At 59.9% G+C, this 16,191-nt stretch carries 12 protein-coding genes; 10 read left to right on the plus strand and 2 right to left on the minus strand.

Annotation, left to right across the window (positions count from 1 at the left end):
- From AC54AG_RS28050 to AC54AG_RS28060, 3 genes are all read left to right on the plus strand, one after another.
- The coding region (locus tag AC54AG_RS28050; RefSeq protein WP_496632603.1) for a hypothetical protein at nucleotides 1-200 on the plus strand (200 nt) is incomplete at its 5' end.
- 86 nt (nucleotides 201-286) lie between these two features.
- Complete coding sequence (pedF, locus tag AC54AG_RS28055) at nucleotides 287-772, plus strand: cytochrome c-550 PedF (protein ID WP_034756828.1); 486 nt, start codon at nucleotides 287-289, stop codon at nucleotides 770-772.
- A gap of 25 nt (nucleotides 773-797) precedes the next feature.
- Nucleotides 798-1,631, plus strand: a complete 834-nt coding sequence (locus AC54AG_RS28060; RefSeq protein WP_338680890.1) for a substrate-binding periplasmic protein — start codon at nucleotides 798-800, stop codon at nucleotides 1,629-1,631.
- Between the two features lie 57 nt (nucleotides 1,632-1,688).
- Here AC54AG_RS28060 and AC54AG_RS28065 read toward each other — a convergent pair whose 3' ends face one another.
- Nucleotides 1,689-3,827: a TonB-dependent receptor family protein gene (locus AC54AG_RS28065; RefSeq protein WP_496632605.1), complete on the minus strand. Its 2,139-nt coding sequence runs from the start codon at nucleotides 3,825-3,827 to the stop codon at nucleotides 1,689-1,691.
- A 204-nt stretch (nucleotides 3,828-4,031) separates the two neighbouring features.
- Here AC54AG_RS28065 and AC54AG_RS28070 point away from each other — a divergent pair, with 204 nt between their 5' ends.
- The 7 genes from AC54AG_RS28070 (at nucleotide 4,032) to AC54AG_RS28100 (ending at nucleotide 13,602) form a co-directional block, all read left to right on the plus strand.
- The gene (locus AC54AG_RS28070) at nucleotides 4,032-4,988 is read left to right on the plus strand and encodes a beta-propeller fold lactonase family protein (protein WP_072457778.1); all 957 of its coding nucleotides are present in this window, start codon (nucleotides 4,032-4,034) and stop codon (nucleotides 4,986-4,988) included.
- 252 nt (nucleotides 4,989-5,240) lie between these two features.
- Nucleotides 5,241-6,761, plus strand: a complete 1,521-nt coding sequence (gene adh, locus AC54AG_RS28075) for an aldehyde dehydrogenase (RefSeq protein ID WP_070301569.1) — start codon at nucleotides 5,241-5,243, stop codon at nucleotides 6,759-6,761.
- Nucleotides 6,762-6,816: 55 nt separating this feature from the next.
- Nucleotides 6,817-7,206 (plus strand): DUF779 domain-containing protein, encoded by a 390-nt coding sequence (locus AC54AG_RS28080; RefSeq protein ID WP_034756816.1) that lies wholly within the window; start codon nucleotides 6,817-6,819, stop codon nucleotides 7,204-7,206.
- Nucleotides 7,207-7,257: 51 nt separating this feature from the next.
- Complete coding sequence (locus tag AC54AG_RS28085; RefSeq protein WP_083292534.1) at nucleotides 7,258-8,994, plus strand: PQQ-dependent methanol/ethanol family dehydrogenase; 1,737 nt, start codon at nucleotides 7,258-7,260, stop codon at nucleotides 8,992-8,994.
- 287 nt (nucleotides 8,995-9,281) lie between these two features.
- Complete coding sequence (locus tag AC54AG_RS28090; RefSeq protein ID WP_331779140.1) at nucleotides 9,282-10,442, plus strand: porin; 1,161 nt, start codon at nucleotides 9,282-9,284, stop codon at nucleotides 10,440-10,442.
- A gap of 57 nt (nucleotides 10,443-10,499) precedes the next feature.
- Nucleotides 10,500-12,602, plus strand: a complete 2,103-nt coding sequence (locus tag AC54AG_RS28095; protein WP_331779141.1) for a 4Fe-4S binding protein — start codon at nucleotides 10,500-10,502, stop codon at nucleotides 12,600-12,602.
- Complete coding sequence (locus AC54AG_RS28100) at nucleotides 12,592-13,602, plus strand: FAD:protein FMN transferase (protein WP_331779142.1); 1,011 nt, start codon at nucleotides 12,592-12,594, stop codon at nucleotides 13,600-13,602. The genes AC54AG_RS28095 and AC54AG_RS28100 overlap by 11 nt, the downstream gene beginning before the upstream one ends.
- A 1-nt stretch (nucleotide 13,603) precedes the next feature.
- Here AC54AG_RS28100 and AC54AG_RS28105 read toward each other — a convergent pair whose 3' ends face one another.
- Nucleotides 13,604-15,592, minus strand: a complete 1,989-nt coding sequence (locus AC54AG_RS28105; RefSeq protein WP_254671468.1) for a sigma-54-dependent Fis family transcriptional regulator — start codon at nucleotides 15,590-15,592, stop codon at nucleotides 13,604-13,606.
- Nucleotides 15,593-16,191: the final 599 nt, after the last annotated feature.

The raw sequence follows: 16,191 nt of genomic DNA on the forward strand, positions 1-16,191 counted from the left end.
TCCCGAACAGGACCGTGAAACAACTTTGCGCCGATGATAGTGCTGCAACCAGTGTGAAAGTAGGTTATCGTCAGGCTTGTTATTCGAAAAAACCCCTTCCGGTGATCCGGTTGGGGTTTTTTTACGTATGGGGTTTTGTTGGGTGCTGTCGGCTGACGCGTACGGTGACACAAATACGTGTTGCAGCTGTTCCAAATTGATACATGGGCGGCCGGATGCGGGGCATATACGCATGGCATGGCATTTGCTCTTCTTGGATATTGACTAAAAAACCAAGGAGACCAGCATGACCTATTCCATTCGTACCCTGCTCGGCATGGCAGCCGCCGGCGCCGTCGCCCTCACTTCCCTGCTGACCTTGCCGCATGCCTATGCGCATGGCAACGTCACGCCGCAAGGCGTCGACACCACGGGCTTGCCGAAGGTGGGCGACAAGTGGCTCGAACAAAACCCGTATCGGGGCAACAAGCTGGCCCTGACCGTAGGCACCTCGGCCTACAACCAGAATTGCGCCCGCTGCCACGGCATCGAAGCCATTTCGGGCGGCATCGCGCCGGACTTGCGCCAGCTGGACCGCGATTGCTTCGGTATCAAGAATGAGACAAAGAAACAGGCTTGCTACAAGGAGACGGACAATTACTACCTGACCACCATCCGTCACGGTAAAGTGCGCAATGGCGCCGTGTACATGCCGCCGTTCGAAGGCGTGTTCAACCAGGAAGCCATGTGGGCCATCAAGACCTATCTGGAAACCCGCCGCGAATCCAATTAAGTCGAACCGATCACGAAGGAGTCCCATGCGTTCATTTCAACTCCGGGGCATGCGCGCGATGATCTCGCTCGCTTGCCTGGCGCTCTGCGCAGCCGCGCCGGCGCATGCCGACTGGCAGAAAGTGCAGCAGTCGGGCAGCCTGAAAGTGGCTGTGTACAACGAGTTCGCGCCGTTTTCCGACAAGGGCGTTGGCATCGATATCGATATTGCCGAAGCGCTGGCGAAAAAGCTGGGGCTGAAACTGAGTTTGCTGCCATTTCCCGCCGGCGAAAATCTGAACGACGATTTGCGCAATATGGTGTGGAAGGGGCATTACCTCGGTTATGGCCCCGCCGACGTGATGCTGCATGTGCCGGTCGACAAGAAGTTGATGGCTGACAACGACAAGGTCGAGATCTTCGCGCCGTATTACGTGGAAACCGTGCGCCTGGTGCGCAGCGCGCAAGCGGTGCCGCAATTCGACGGAGTCGCTTCGCTGGCCGGCAAGCGTATCGGCGTGGAAAAGGTGTCGATCGCGGCCATGCTGATGTTGGGCGAAGACAATGGCAAGTACCGCGACGACGTGCGCATCTTCGATACGGCCGCCGAAGCCTTGCAGCAATTGCAGGCGGGCAAGCTCGACGCCGTGCTGGCCAACCGTTCGGAAATCGAATCGGTGCTGAAAAGCGACCCCGCTTTCCCCTTGAGCGAAGTGGCGTTCGCCCGCTTGCCGCGTGCCGGCTGGGCCGTGGGCCTGGCCGTCAGCAAGCAGCAGCTCGACGTGGCCAAGTTGCTGCAGGCAGCCATGAACGAGATGGCGGCCAGCGGCGAACTGAAAACGATCTTTGAGAAGTATGGCGTGAAGGAGGCGCGGCCCTGAAGTAGCTTGCTCTGGTTTACAAGCCCGCGCATCGGAAGAGGCGCGGGCTTTTTAGTTTTAGAAACTATATTGGGCGCTGACACCCAGCAGCCAATTGCGTCCTGGCGCCGCTTCATAGTAGCGTTTGTTGCTGTCGCCGACGATGACGGAGCCCACGTAGGTCTTGTCGAAAAGATTGTTCAGGCGGGCAAATTCCTTGAAGCGCCAGTTCCCCACGTTCTGCTTGGCGTTGAAGCGCGCATTGAACACCGTGTAGCCGGGCGCTGGTTTTTCGATGTTGCTGTCTTCCGCGTAGACCTGGTTGCTGGCCACGCTTTCCAGCGCCGCGCCAAAGCGGTCGAGCGTATCTTTCCACGCCAATTCCGCGAACAGGTTGGCGCTGGGCACGCCCGGCAAACGGCTGCCTTCGCGCACGCTGCCAAACGCCTGGTCATACACGGCGTGCAGGCTGGTCAGTGCTACTTTTGCCGTGAAACCATATGGCAGGCTGGATTCCAGCGACACTTCCATACCTTGGCGCAAGGTTTTACCTGCATTGCGATAGCTGGTGCGCCCGCCGCTGGACTTGTCGACTACCAGTTCGTCGTTGGTCTTGATCTGGAACACGGCCGCGTTTACGTGGGTGTTGTTGGCGATCCTCGCCTTGATACCCGCTTCCAGGTTGGTGCTGGTGGCCGGTTTCAGCTGGTAATTGAAGCCGCCACCCGTGCCCGAGTAAAACAGTTCATTCAAGGTAGGCGCCTCAAAACCGCGCGCGGCGCTGGCGTACACGTTGACGTTCGGCGTCAGTTTATACAGCAGACCCAGCACCGGTGTCGTGTGGCTGAACTCGAGGCTGCCGCTGTCGTTCCCATTGCTGAGATAGTGGTCGTTCACCGACACTTTCATCTTGCTGTAGCGCACACCTGCGCTGAGCAGCCACGGTCCGCTTTGCCATTCCATCTGGAGATACGGATCGAGACTGGAGACGACGTCCTGCTCGTCGCGGCGCAGCTTGCCTTTCACGCCAAACGTGTTGCCGATGTAATTTTCATAGCCGGTGCGGTCATCGCTGGAGCGGCCATAGTCGATGCCGATGGTGGTGCTCAGCTTGCCGCCTGCCAACTGGTTCACATGTAGCCAGTTGGTATCGATGCCATAGAACTCACGCTGGAAGTCGACCACGCCACCCGAATGGCTGGCTGGCGCCTGGAAGCCTTTGGTAAAAGCCTGGTACTGGATCACGTCGCGGTTGCCGCCATACACCATCACATGCAGGCGGTCGTCGCCGAACGACTGTTCATAGGTGGCGCCGATTTGCTGGTGGTCGATGCTCTTGCGCGTGTTGTAGCGCTCGGCCAGGGTGCGCTTCGGGTTTTGCGTGTCGCTAGCATCGGTTTCGCCAGCGCGCGGGTCGCGGGCAAACGTGGCCCAAGTGGCGCCCAGCGGATCTTGCGTGTTGCCTTGGTGCAGGCTGTTGGCAACGATGGTCAGCTTGCTGTCCGCATTGGGCTTGACGGTGATCTTGCCGAACGCTTGTTCGCGCGTGGCTGCGCTGTGGTCGCGGAAACCGTCCGTGCGGAAGCGCGAGCCGTCGAGCACGTAGCCGATGCCGCCTGCCTGGCCTTGCGCCGTCAAGTCCACTTTGTTGGTGCCGTAGCTGCCGCCCACCACATTCAATTCGACGGAGGGAGGATTTTGTCCATCCTTGGAAAACAGCTGGATCACGCCGCCCGAATGGTTGCCGTAGATGGCAGAAAACGGTCCGCGCAGCACTTCGATGCGCTCGGCCGTATCGAGGTTGAAGGTGGCGGCCTGGCCTTGGCCGTCGGGCATGCTGGCAGGAATGCCATCGCTGATCAGTTTGACGCCGCGCACGCCAAAGGCCGAGCGTGCGCCGAAGCCGCGCGACGAGATCTGCAAGTCTTGCGCATAGTTCTGGCGGTTTTGCACGACCAGGCCCGGCACGGCGGCCAGCGCTTCTGACGCGTTGACGCGGATTTGGCCATCCTGGATGCGGGCGCTGTCGACGACGTCGATCGAGGCCGGCACTTCCTGGCTGGGATGGGCGATGCGGCTGCCGCTGACGACCACCGTATCCATCAGTTGCCCGTTGGCCGGGGCAGCTGCCTCGGCGGCAAAGACGTGAGGGGCGAGGGTAGCGCTGCCGGCGACAAACAGGCTGGCGATGGTGTTCAGGCGGAAACGGTGCTGCATGCGGATTCTCCAATGTGAATAAAAGCCTGCTTTGGCCGCGTGCGCGGCGCAGGTCTGCATAGTTGTATCAAGCAATATGCCTGCCATGTCTCCATTGGTGGGCTGAAATTATACGCGTGTCAATGGCACGGCGTTTGCATACAGCAATGTTCAGATGCGCCGATGCCGCGCGCTTTTCCTGTGTTTTGCCATCGAAAGGTGATTATGCCCAACTTCTTCTCGCGCTTGCGCCAGGTGTGCTGGCTGCTGCCAGCGCTTGCCTGCACCTCCCTCCAGGCCGCTCCATTTGCTTATGTTCCCAATGAAAAATCGGGCACCTTGAGTGTGATCGACACGGCGACCGATCAGGTCGTGCGCCAGATTGCAGCCGGCAAGCGTCCGCGCGGCATCGCCGCCGACCCCACCGGGCGGCAATTGTTTGTCACGGATGCGGCCAGCAGCGCCTTGCTGCTGATCGATAACGCTGGCGGCGCCCCCCTGCGCACGGTGGCGCTGGGCAAGTCGCCCGAAGGCGTCAGCGCTTCGCAAGACGGTCATTACGTGGCCGTGGCCGTCGAGGAAAACAATAGCGTGGCCTTGCTCGATGGGCAGACGGGCGTCTTGCTCGCCGATATCAAGGTGCATGGACGCAATCCGGAACATGCCGTTTTCAGCCCCGATGGGCGCTGGCTGCTGGTCAGCGCGGAAGAGGCTGAACAAGTCGATGTCATTGATGTGGTGCAACGCCGCCAGGTGGCGTCCATCGCCGTGGGATTGCGCCCGCGCGGCATCGGTTTCAGTCCGGACTCGGGCCGCGCCTACGTGGCGTGCGAACTGGTCAATGCCGTCTACGTCATCGACATGGCCGCGCGCAAGGCCATCGCCACCATTCCCGCTGGCAAGAATGCAAACGGCATCGTGGTCCATCCCAGCGGCAAGCAGGTGTATGTCTCGAACGGTATCGATGGCACGGTGATGGTGATCGACACGGCCAGCAACGAGGTCACGGCCACCATTCCCGTCGGCAAGCGCCCGTGGAACATGGCCATCACGCCCGATGGCGCCAAGCTGTACGTGGCCAATGGCCGTTCGAACAGCGTTTCCGTCATCGACACGGCCAGCGCGCGCAAGGTAGCCGATATTGCTGTAGGTGAATTGCCATGGGGCGTGGTGATTCGTTAATGGCACAGGAACAGGTGTTCCAGTCTGGTACACCTGTTCCATTGTGCAGCGGCTCAAGCCCGGGCATGCGCTGAAAAGCACACCGGTATTGACGCTAGGCCCTTGTAACAAGGGTAAAAGCGGCTAAGTTTGTAGTGGGATGCCGAGCTGGCACGGCATTTGCGGAAGACTCCGTGTACTCACCCCATCTGTACCAGGACGTTTGATTTTAATTACAGCAATTCCATTCTAATTAACCCGATAGAGGACGACATGAATCTCGCAGACATCAGCAAACTGGGCGTAGCCAATCCCTTCAAACAACGCTATGACAATTACATCGGCGGCAAATTCGTTGCCCCGGTAAAAGGTGAATACTTTCCTAACATCACACCGATCACGGGCTTGCCATTTTGCGAAATCGCCCGTTCCACGGCGGAAGATGTCGAGCTGGCCTTGGACGCCGCCCATGCCGCCAAGGATGCCTGGGGCAAGACGTCGCCTGCCGAGCGCGCCAATATCCTGAACCGCATCGCCGACCGCATCGAACAGAACCTGAGCCTGATCGCCACGGCGGAAACCATCGACAATGGCAAGCCGATCCGCGAAACGATGAACGCCGACATCCCGCTGGCCATCGACCATTTCCGTTATTTCGCCGGCTGCATCCGCGCGCAAGAAGGTTCCGTCGCGCAAATCGATGCGGAAACCTATGCCTACCACTACCACGAGCCGCTCGGCGTCGTGGGCCAGATCATTCCATGGAATTTCCCGATTCTGATGGCTGTGTGGAAACTGGCGCCAGCCCTGGCCGCCGGCAATTGCGTCGTGCTCAAACCGGCCGAGCAGACACCGGCCTCCATCATGGTGTTGATCGAGCTGATCGGCGACCTGCTGCCGCCGGGCGTGCTGAACATCATCAATGGTTTCGGCCTGGAAGCGGGCAAGCCGCTGGCCTCGAGCAAGCGCATCGCCAAGATCGCCTTCACGGGCGAAACAGGCACGGGCCGCTTGATCATGGGCTACGCCGCGCAAAACCTGATTCCCGTCACCCTGGAGCTGGGCGGCAAGTCGCCGAACATCTTCTTTGAAGACGTGATGGATGCCGACGATGACTATTTCGACAAATGCCTGGAAGGTTTTGCCATGTTCGCGCTGAACCAGGGCGAAGTATGCACCTGCCCATCGCGCGTGCTGATCCAGGAATCGATCTATGAGAAATTCATCGAACGCGCCCTGAAGCGCGTGGCGGCCATCAAGCAGGGCAACCCGCTCGACTCGTCCACCATGATCGGTGCGCAGGCGTCGCAGGAGCAGCTGGAGAAAATCCTGTCCTACCTCGACATCGGCCGCCAGGAAGGCGCCGAAGTGCTGGCTGGCGGCGAGCGCAACACACAGGCGGGCGACCTGGAGGGCGGCTACTACGTGCGTCCGACCGTGTTCAAGGGTAATAACAAGATGCGCATCTTCCAAGAAGAGATTTTTGGACCGGTCGTGTCCGTGACCACTTTCAAGGATGAGGCCGACGCGCTGGCGATTGCCAACGATACCTTGTACGGCCTGGGCGCCGGCTTATGGACGCGCGATGGTTCGCGCGCCTTCCGCATGGGACGCGCCATCCAGGCGGGCCGCGTGTGGACCAATTGCTACCACCTGTATCCAGCCCATGCCGCGTTCGGCGGCTACAAGCAATCGGGTATCGGCCGCGAAAACCACAAGATGATGCTCGATCACTACCAGCAAACGAAGAACTTGCTGGTGAGCTATAGCCCGAAAGCGCTGGGCTTCTTCTAAACCGGTACACGCGCCGCACCTGTCAATCCAGGCGCGGCGCGCAGAAAGGGATGCCATGAGTGCAGCAATTGCCCGGGTGGTCGCCACCGATGCGGCGCTGGAAATGATGGACAAGTTGCGCCAGCGTCACGGCCCTCTGATGTTTTTCCAGTCGGGCGGTTGCTGCGACGGCAGCGCGCCCATGTGCTATGCGCTGGGCGAGTTCGATGTCAGCGATACCGACATCTATCTCGGCAATTTGAATGGTACACCGTTCTACATGGGACTCGAGCAATTCGAGTACTGGGAGCATACCCAGTTGATTATCGATGTGGTTGATGGCAATGGCGGCATGTTTTCACTCGACAACGGCACGGGCAAGCGCTTCTTGACGCGTTCGCGCCTGTTCACCGATGAAGAGTGCGCCTTGCTGCATGCCCAGCCGCATGAGCACCGCAAGACTTGATACACACACATACTAATAAAACAGAGGGAGATGACTGTGCAGAAAAAAATAATGGGGATACTCGTCGGTTTGGGTTTGGCATCGCTGGCCCAGGCGGCCGACGTGGGCAATGTCACCAATGCCATGCTCGACAGCACGGCGAAGAATCCGGCCAGCGTCCTGTCGTTTGGCATGGGCACGCAGGGCCAGCGCTATTCGCCTTTGACGCAGATCAATGACAAGACCGTGGCCAAGCTGGTGCCGGCCTGGTCGTTCTCGTTTGGCGGTGAAAAACAGCGTGGACAGGAATCGCAGCCGCTGATTCATAACGGCAAGATGTTCGTCACGGCATCGTATTCGCGCATCTTTGCAGTCGACTTGAAAACGGGCGCCAAGCTGTGGAAGTACGAGCATCGCTTGCCAGACGGCATCATGCCCTGCTGCGACGTGGTCAACCGTGGTGCGGCCCTGTACGGCAACCTGGTGATTTTCGGCACGCTCGACGCCTATCTGGTGGCGCTGGACCAGAATACGGGCAAGATCGTCTGGAAAGAAAAAGTCGACGATTATGCGGCCGGCTACTCGATGACGGCCGCGCCGCTGATCGCCGAAGGATTGCTGCTGACGGGCGTGTCAGGCGGTGAATTCGGCATCGTGGGCCGGGTCGAAGCGCGTAACCCGATGACGGGCGACCTCGTGTGGAGCCGTCCTACGGTAGAGGGCCATATGGGCCACCGCTACGACAAGGATGGCAAGGCGATCGATAACGGCGTGTCCGGTACCGCGAACAAGACGTGGCCCGGCGACCTGTGGAAAACGGGCGGCGCCTCGACGTGGATGGGTGGTACCTATGATCCGCAAACCAAGCTCGCCTACTTTGGCACGGGCAACCCGGCGCCATGGAACAGCCACTTGCGTCCCGGCGACAATCTGTACTCGTCGTCCACCGTGGCGCTGGACGTGAAAACGGGCCAGATCAAGTGGGCGTATCAAAACACGCCGAACGACGCCTGGGATTTCGACGGCGCCAACGAATTCGTCACTTTCGACATGGATGGCAAGCGCTACGGCGGCAAGGCCGACCGCAACGGTTTCTTCTATGTGATCGACGCCAATACGGGCAAGTTGCAGAACGCCTTCCCGTTTGTGAAGAAAATCACATGGGCCAGCAGCATCGACCTGAAGACGGGCCGGCCCAACTTCATCGCCGCCGGCCGCCCCGGCGACCCGACCAAGGGAGAGGAAGGCAAGAAGGGCACGACCGTATTTGCCGCACCGGCTTTCCTCGGCGCAAAAAATCAGATGCCGATGGCGTACTCGCCGCAAACCAAGCTGTTCTATGTGCCGGCGAACGAATGGGGCATGGATATCTGGAACGAGCCGATCAGCTACAAGAAGGGCGGCGCCTTCCTCGGTGCCGGTTTCACCATCAAGCCCTTGTTTGATGACTATATCGGCGCCATGCGCGCCGTCGATCCGAAGACTGGCAAGATCGTCTGGGAAATCAAGAATAACGCGCCGCTGTGGGGCGGCGTGATGAGCACGGCCGGTAACTTGGTGTTCTACGGCACGCCAGAAGGCTTCCTGAAAGCCGTCGATGCGAAGACGGGCAAGGAGCTGTGGAAATTCCAGACGGGCTCCGGCGTCGTGGCGCCGCCCGTCACGTGGCAGGATGGCGACACGCAATATGTGGCCGTCGTATCAGGCTGGGGTGGCGCGGTGCCGCTGTGGGGCGGCGAAGTGGCGAAGAAGGTCAACTTCCTGGAACAGGGCGGTTCCGTGTGGGTCTTCAAGCTGGCATCGAAGTAACGGGGTGAAGCACCCGGGCCACACGGATGGGTGTCTCCCTGTCCGCCGGGTGCTTTCTTTTTGCTGACGGCCCAGGCCGTCAGTTTTTTGTTTACCTGAATGGCCGATACGCATACTTGCGGTCAAAAAATGAACACTGTCAGTGGCGATTGATCCGCCGCTGCACACGTTCAATACGCTTTTTTTCTTTCTCCCTCTGAGGCTTGCTGGGCACGCTTATTGCCAAAGCTTGAGGTACATCAATCACTGGTGTGCACACTAAAAACAGAGAAGAAAGAGGAGAAGAAATGAACACATGGATCAAGCTGGGGAGCCTCGGTGTCATGACAATCGCAGCGGTGGGACAGGCGCAAGCCGTCGATATCAAGGCTGGCGACTGGACCGTGTCGGTGGGCGGCATCGTCAACGCCTACTACACGCAAGTGTCGTGTTCGGGCGATGCGGTGGGCGGGCTGGCGCTGGGCGGCCAGGCGCTCGGTTGCGGCGGAGAGAAGGACCGCACCACCATCGGCAACGGCTTGCTGCCCAACGGCTTGATCACCTCGGCGAGCTCGAAGCTGGGCGAGTACGACGTGAAAGCCTTGATCGGCATCTACAACTCGACGGCCACGGACAGCGCCATCAGCCAGAACAGCGTGGTCGACGTGCGCCAAGCCTTCTTCACGTTTGGCAATGAGCAGATGGGCACCTTCAAGCTGGGCCGCGACTATGGCATCTTCGGCGCGAACGCGATTTTGTCCGACATGACCTTGCTGGGCTCGGGTGCGCCGGTGCAGGCGACGCAGCGGGGCCGCGTGACCCTCGGTCATATCGGCGCCGGCTATACCTATCTGGGCAACTATGGCCAGATCATGTACAGCTCCCCGAAGTCGGGCGGCATTGGCGTCGATGTGGCGCTGGTCAGTCCCGTCTCCGATACGCCCATCGTGGCAGGCTCGACCTATTCTTCGAAGTCGAGTCCGCAAGTGCAGGCGCAGCTGACGTATGCGCAGGAAGGGTTGAAAGCCTGGCTCGGCGTGAAGTCGCAAAAATTCACCTCGAAAACGCCGGGAGTCGATGACCTGACCATGCGCGGCGTGGAAGTGGGCGGCTCGTACCAGATGGGCCCGGCTGGCGTGCTGGTCAACTTCCAGGGCGGCAAGGGGCTCGGCATCTTGTCCGATGCGGACCAGGGCGATACCAAGTCGAAGAACTGGCTGCTGCAAGGCACGTATAAAACGACGGATAAGCTGAAGCTGGGTTTGTCCTACGGCATCAGCAAGAACGACGACAACACGGCCGGCACGGGCGGCTTGAAGTCGAACGCCAACCTGACCCTGGGCGCGTATTACTCGCTCAACAGCGCGATCACCCTGGTAGGCGAGCTGGGCCAGACGCGTTCGAAAGGTTTTTCCGGCGGCGAAGCGAAGATGAATGGCGTGTCCCTGGGCGGCATTATTTTCTTCTAACTCAACAACGCGGCGCCTTGCGACAGGGCGCCGCACGGAGCACCATGCATGCGGATAATGCGCTTGTTCATAGCTTGCTGGCTATTCCTGTTTATCCTCGGACAGGCCTGGGCCGGTGTGCTCACCAAGGCCGAGCTGGCGCGGCGTTTTCCCGCGCCCATCGTCGTGGGCGACAAGGAGACCGATTTGCCCGTCTGGCCCTTGTTCCGCCAAAACGCCACGGCGACAGAGCTGGTCGGCTACGTTTTTGAGTCGGTGGACCTGGCGCCCATTCCCGGCTTTTCCGGCGTACCCGTCAATCTGCTGATCGCCATCGATCCGAAAGGCAGTTTTCTCGACGTCGCCGTGCTGTCGCAGCACGAACCCGTGTTTCTCGACGGCCTCGGTGAAGCGCCCCTGTTTCAGTTCGTCAAACAGTACCAGGGCTTGTCGCTCAAACAGAATATCGCCATCGATGCCAGGACGAAACGCGCACCGGACGCCACCCATGCCGATATCGATGGCGTGTCGAAGGCCACGGCCTCTGTACGCATCATCAACCAGAGCGTGCTGGCCTCGGCCTTGAAAGTGTCGCGCAAAAAACTCGGCTTTGCGCAAGGCCGCGACCCGGACCAGATCGCCCGCATCCGCATGCAGGTATTCGAGAAACTCAGCGTCGCGCAGATGCTCGAGCGCGGATTGATCCAGCATGTACGCTTGAGCAATAAGGACGTGGAAGCCTTGTTTGCGGGCAGTCCCGGCGCGGGACTCGAACCGGAAGCCGCGCGCGATCCGGACGGCTTGTTCATCGACCTCTATCTGGCGTATGTATCCGTCCCCACGGTGGGGCGCAATCTGTTGACGGAACGCAGCTGGAACAAATTGCGCAACCGGCTTGACGAGGGCGACCATGCCATCCTCATCATGTCACGCGGGCGCTACAGCGTGCTGGGCGACGATTTCGTGCGCGGCACCGTCCCCGACCGGCTGTTGCTGAAGCAGGATGGCTTGCCCATCGACATGCGCGACCTGGACCTGGACTTGAGCTTATCCGATGCGGCTTCCTTGCCGACGGAAAATATCGCCGCACTGCGCATCATCAGCCAGGCGGGGCTCGATGCGGCCAGTCCGCTGGCGTTCACGCTGCCGATTACGCGCAGCAAGGGTATCGTATATCCGGAACGCATCGCGCGCAACGTCGATGTCAGCTACCGCTTGCCGGCCGATTTTTATACGGCGCCGCAAGGCGACGATGCCACGTGGCGTGGCACGTGGCAGGGACGCAAGGCCGAGTTGCTGCTATTGGTGGCCGGGCTGGCGCTGCTGGCCGGCGCCTTGGCGTGGCAGAAACGGCTGGTGCGCGATGGCCGCCAATTTGCATGGTTCCGCCGTCTGTTCCTGTTGTTTACCATTGGCTTCATCGGCTATTACGCGCAGGGCCAGTTGTCGATCGTCAATATCACGGGCGTCATCCAGGCGCTGCTGGCGGGGCGCAGTCTGGGCTTTTTCCTGTTCGATCCGATGACGGTGATCCTGTGGGCGTTCGTGCTGCTCAGTCTGCTGATCTGGGGGCGTGGCACGTTTTGCGGCTGGCTGTGTCCGTTTGGAGCGCTGCAGGAATTCACGGGCAAGCTGGGCCAGTGGCTGCGCTTGCCTCAGTGGAAGATCAAGCCGCGCCTCGACGGGCGCTTGAAATGGATCAAGTATGGCTTGCTGGCGGCCATTCTCGGCAGCAGCCTGTTTTCCAGCCAGATCACGGACAAGCTGGTCGAGCTGGAACCGTTCAAGACGGCCATCACCCTGAACTTCGTGCGGGCTTGGCCGTTTGTTGCATATGCCGTGGGTTTGCTGCTGCTCAGCAGTATTTCCTACAAATTCTTTTGCCGCTATCTGTGTCCATTCGGTGCGGCGCTGGCGCTGCTGGGACGGTTTCGCTTGTTCAACTGGATTCCGCGCCGCAAGGAATGCGGCACGCCGTGCCAGACTTGCCGCCACCGTTGCGAGCATCACGCCATCGCGCCGAGCGGGAAAGTCGATTATGGCGAATGTTTCCAGTGCATGGATTGCGTGGTGATTTACGCCAGCGATGAAAAATGCGCACCCTTGATGCTGGAAATCAAGCGTGCCCGCACGATACCCATTGTCCTGGCCACGGCAGAGGAGAGCAGCAATGCAGCGTAGAACCTTTATATCCGCAGCCATTGGCAGCGTGGCCGGCATGGCGGGCTTGTCCTTGCCGGGCAGCATGGCGCGCGGCACGGCCACGGCATCCGGCGTGCGCCCTTATCAAGGCGCTGCACTGGCGTTTGGCACGACGATCGCCGTCACCGTGTTGCACCACGATCAACGCCAGGCTGAGCTGGCCATTGAGGATGCCTTGCATGCGGCCAGGAATATCGACCGCCTCATGAGCATTTACAGTCCCGCCAGCCAAGTCTTCCAGCTGAACCGTGACGGCCGCCTGGCCCGGCCGGACGCCCATCTGCTGGCCGTGCTGGCGCAGGCGCAAACCTTGTCGCAATGGAGCGATGGTGCATTTGATATCACCGTGCAACCTTTATGGCAGCTGTTTCACGCGGCGGCAGACCAGACCGGCTTGCCTGCGGAAGCACTACGGCGCAAAGCGCAGGCGCGGGTCGGCTGGCGGCAATTGGCGTGGGACAAACGCGAAGTGCGTTTCCTGCAGCCCGGCATGGCGCTGACCTTGAATGGCCTGGCGCAAGGTTACGCTGCGGACATGGCGCTGGCTGCCGTGCAGGCGCGCGGCATACTGCACGCGTTGCTGGACACGGGAGAATTCGTTGCACGCGGGCAGCGTTCCGTGCGCCGGCCGTGGACCTTGGGCATCCAGGACCCGCGCGACGCGGAAATCCTGGCGGCCACCTTGAAAGTGGAAGGGCGCAGCGTGGCCACTTCGGGCGACTACGAGTGCACGTTCACGCCTGACTTCGCGCACCACCACATCTTTGATCCCTCGAAGGGCGATTCGCCGCGTGAACTGGCCAGCGTGACGGTGCTGGCGTCCACGGGAATGCTGGCCGATGGCTTGTCGACAACCTTCATGGTGACGGGCGCGGCGCGTGCGCATGCGATGGCCGCGCGGATGGAAGGCGTCGACTTGATGACCATCGACAAGCAGGGCGGGCGCCAGATGTCGCCCGGCTTTTCCCGTCTGCTCTAGGCTATTTCAGATGCGGCACCTTGCGATAGATCGTGTTGCGCGACACGCCCAAGGCCCGCGCCGTGGCCGAGACGTTGCCGCCGTGGGCATCGAGCGACTTGAGAATGACGCTTTGCTCCATCTCTTCCAGATTGGCGCCGGCGGCGATCATCCGGTCCGTGCTGGCGCTGGCGGCAGTTGCTTGCGTCATTTCAATATCATCGAGGAAATCGTCGGGCATGTGGCGCAGACAGATTTCGTGTTCGTCGCCTGCCATGACGATGGCCGTGCGCAACAGATTGGTCAGCTGGCGGAAATTACCCGGCCATTTGTGCTGGTGGAACATGCGCAAGATGTCCGGCGCCACCGTGTAGCGCGTATCGGGCGCTTCCGTCGCGAGGATTTTTTTCACGACCGTATCGAGATCCGTGCGTTCGCGTAGCGGCGGCAGTTTGACCACCAGGCCATTCAGGCGGTAATACAAGTCTTCGCGGAACAGCCCCTTGGCCATGCGTTCGCGCAAGTTGTGATTCGTGGCGCAAATGAGTTCCACATTGACGGTGATCGATTTGCTGCTGCCCAGCGGGGTGACCATACGTTCCTGCAACACGCGCAACAGGCGCGCCTGCAAGCCAAACGGCATGTCGCCGATTTCATCGAGAAACAGGGTGCCGCCATTGGCTTGCAAGATCTTGCCGATGGCCCCTTTCTTGCGCGCACCTGTAAACGCCCCGTCCTCATAGCCGAACAGTTCGGACTCGATCAGGGTTTCCGGAATCGACGCGCAATTGACGGCGATAAACGGTCCCATGGCGCGCGGCGAATCGTTGTGAATCGCTTGCGCCAGCAATTCCTTGCCTGTGCCCGTTTCGCCCATGACGAGGATGGGGATATCGCGCCCCAGTACTTTGTTGACCTTTTCGATCACCAGTTCCAGTTGCGGATCGCCCGTGCGCAGATAGCGCAGGCCGGACAGGCGGCGCGCCGCGTTGGCCGCATGACTGGCTGGCGCGGGAACCTGGGCCGGGGCGGCGTTGATATCGCTATGGTCGGTGCTGGCAGCAAAGCCATGCTGGAAGGCACTATTGGCTAACCGCAACTGCGCGCGCCCATACACGCGCACGCCGCTGTGCATGCACAGGTTCAGCAAACCGGGCGAGGCCGTGCGGTAATGGTCGTACAGGGCAGACACGGGCAAGCCGAACAGGGAGCTGAACGTGTGCGATTGCAGCGCGGCAAATGACAGGCCCAGCTGGAATAAACCATTCTTGTTGGCCGATAAGAACCGGCCGCCCGGCGTGAATGAGGCGATGCCTTCCATCAAGGTCCCGATGAATTCAGGACGCGCGTGGAAGTGCACGGTGATGGCGTCTTCGAAGGTGGCGGAAAACAACTGATTTTCGATCATCAGCGCCGACATGCGCACGAGAGCCATCGTATGCTTGTGGAAACTGCGCTGGTCGCTGGAGACATCGAGCACGCCGATGACATTGCCCCTGTGGTCGGTGATCGGCGCTGCGGAACACGTGAGGAAATGATTGGCAGCCAGGTAATGCTGGTCGGCATGGACCAACGTCGGTACTTTTTCCGTGATGGCCGTGCCGATCGCATTCGTGCCGCGGCTTTGTTCCGACCATGCCACGCCTGGCTGCAGGGCCACTCGGTTGGCTTTCTCCAGAAAATCATCGTCGCCCAGTGAATGCACGATGACACCGTTGGCATCCGTCAAGATCACCATATTGTGGGTGTTGACGATTTGCTGGTACAGAGTTTCCATGGCGGGCAGCGCGTGCGTGTGCAGCAGGCGGTTTTGCTCGATCAGCAAGGACAGATCGGATTTGCCGGCAGGCGTAAAGTCGGGCGTTGCCGTGGGAGACAGGCCAAAGGCGACTGAGCGCTGATGGGACGTTTCAATGATGACGGGAACGTTGTCCTGTCCTGCCGGTGTGATGTTCGCGTCCGCGATGGACGAAAACGGTGCGCTACGGTAAGTAGCTGACGGTTGATACATGATCTCGTTGCCTCCGTTGGGCCCTGTACTGGGCGCTCTTTTGAATATCGAGAGTGTTCCATAATGTAGCACCTGTCACAGATGGGAGCAAAGCAAAGCGAACCGGGCTATCCCCAGTGTTGCTGCCAGGCCCAGAGTTGCTCTCATCAGTGGACGGTGCGCATATCTGTATAAGCAAGTGCGGTGCCAGGGCCGTTTCGCAGGGAGGGAAAATAGCGCTTGCAGCGGGCCCAGGGCAGGGCTATAATTCGCCCCCTCGCTGAACGACGCATGCAAATGCTGAATGAGACGAGAAAAAAGAAGGTTGACGAAATGCTGCAAACGCTTCATACTCTTCCTTCTTCGCAGCTGACAAACACAACGCTTTGTCGATAGCGCGAAAGCAGTACCGAATACAGTTCTTTAACAATTAACAGTCGATAAGTGTGGGCATTTGATGTAAGTGCAGCAGCGATCTTAGGATCGCTGTAAAACTTAAAATATCAAATGTTCACAAGAAATAATGAAATAGGATACTTCTTCGGAAGTAGCCTGTCAGTTTTTTGAGTGAGCAAACACCTCGCAATGCGAGGGGTTTGAACTAGTTAAATAGTTCGACC

Source organism: Janthinobacterium sp. BCJ23, assembly GCF_059617945.1.

Excerpts from the sequence above, each read along its gene's own strand:
- AC54AG_RS28060 (WP_338680890.1), top strand. The coding sequence starts at position 798 with ATGCGTTCATTTCAACTCCGGGGCATGCGCGCGATGATCTCGCTCGCT.
- AC54AG_RS28085 (WP_083292534.1), top strand. The coding sequence starts at position 7,258 with ATGGGGATACTCGTCGGTTTGGGTTTGGCATCGCTGGCCCAGGCGGCC.
- AC54AG_RS28070 (WP_072457778.1), top strand. The coding sequence starts at position 4,032 with ATGCCCAACTTCTTCTCGCGCTTGCGCCAGGTGTGCTGGCTGCTGCCA.
- adh (WP_070301569.1), top strand. The coding sequence starts at position 5,241 with ATGAATCTCGCAGACATCAGCAAACTGGGCGTAGCCAATCCCTTCAAA.
- AC54AG_RS28100 (WP_331779142.1), top strand. The coding sequence starts at position 12,592 with ATGCAGCGTAGAACCTTTATATCCGCAGCCATTGGCAGCGTGGCCGGC.
- AC54AG_RS28080 (WP_034756816.1), top strand. The coding sequence starts at position 6,817 with ATGAGTGCAGCAATTGCCCGGGTGGTCGCCACCGATGCGGCGCTGGAA.
- AC54AG_RS28090 (WP_331779140.1), top strand. The coding sequence starts at position 9,282 with ATGAACACATGGATCAAGCTGGGGAGCCTCGGTGTCATGACAATCGCA.
- AC54AG_RS28105 (WP_254671468.1), bottom strand. The coding sequence starts at position 15,592 with ATGTATCAACCGTCAGCTACTTACCGTAGCGCACCGTTTTCGTCCATC.
- AC54AG_RS28065 (WP_496632605.1), bottom strand. The coding sequence starts at position 3,827 with ATGCAGCACCGTTTCCGCCTGAACACCATCGCCAGCCTGTTTGTCGCC.
- AC54AG_RS28095 (WP_331779141.1), top strand. The coding sequence starts at position 10,500 with ATGCGCTTGTTCATAGCTTGCTGGCTATTCCTGTTTATCCTCGGACAG.
- pedF (WP_034756828.1), top strand. The coding sequence starts at position 287 with ATGACCTATTCCATTCGTACCCTGCTCGGCATGGCAGCCGCCGGCGCC.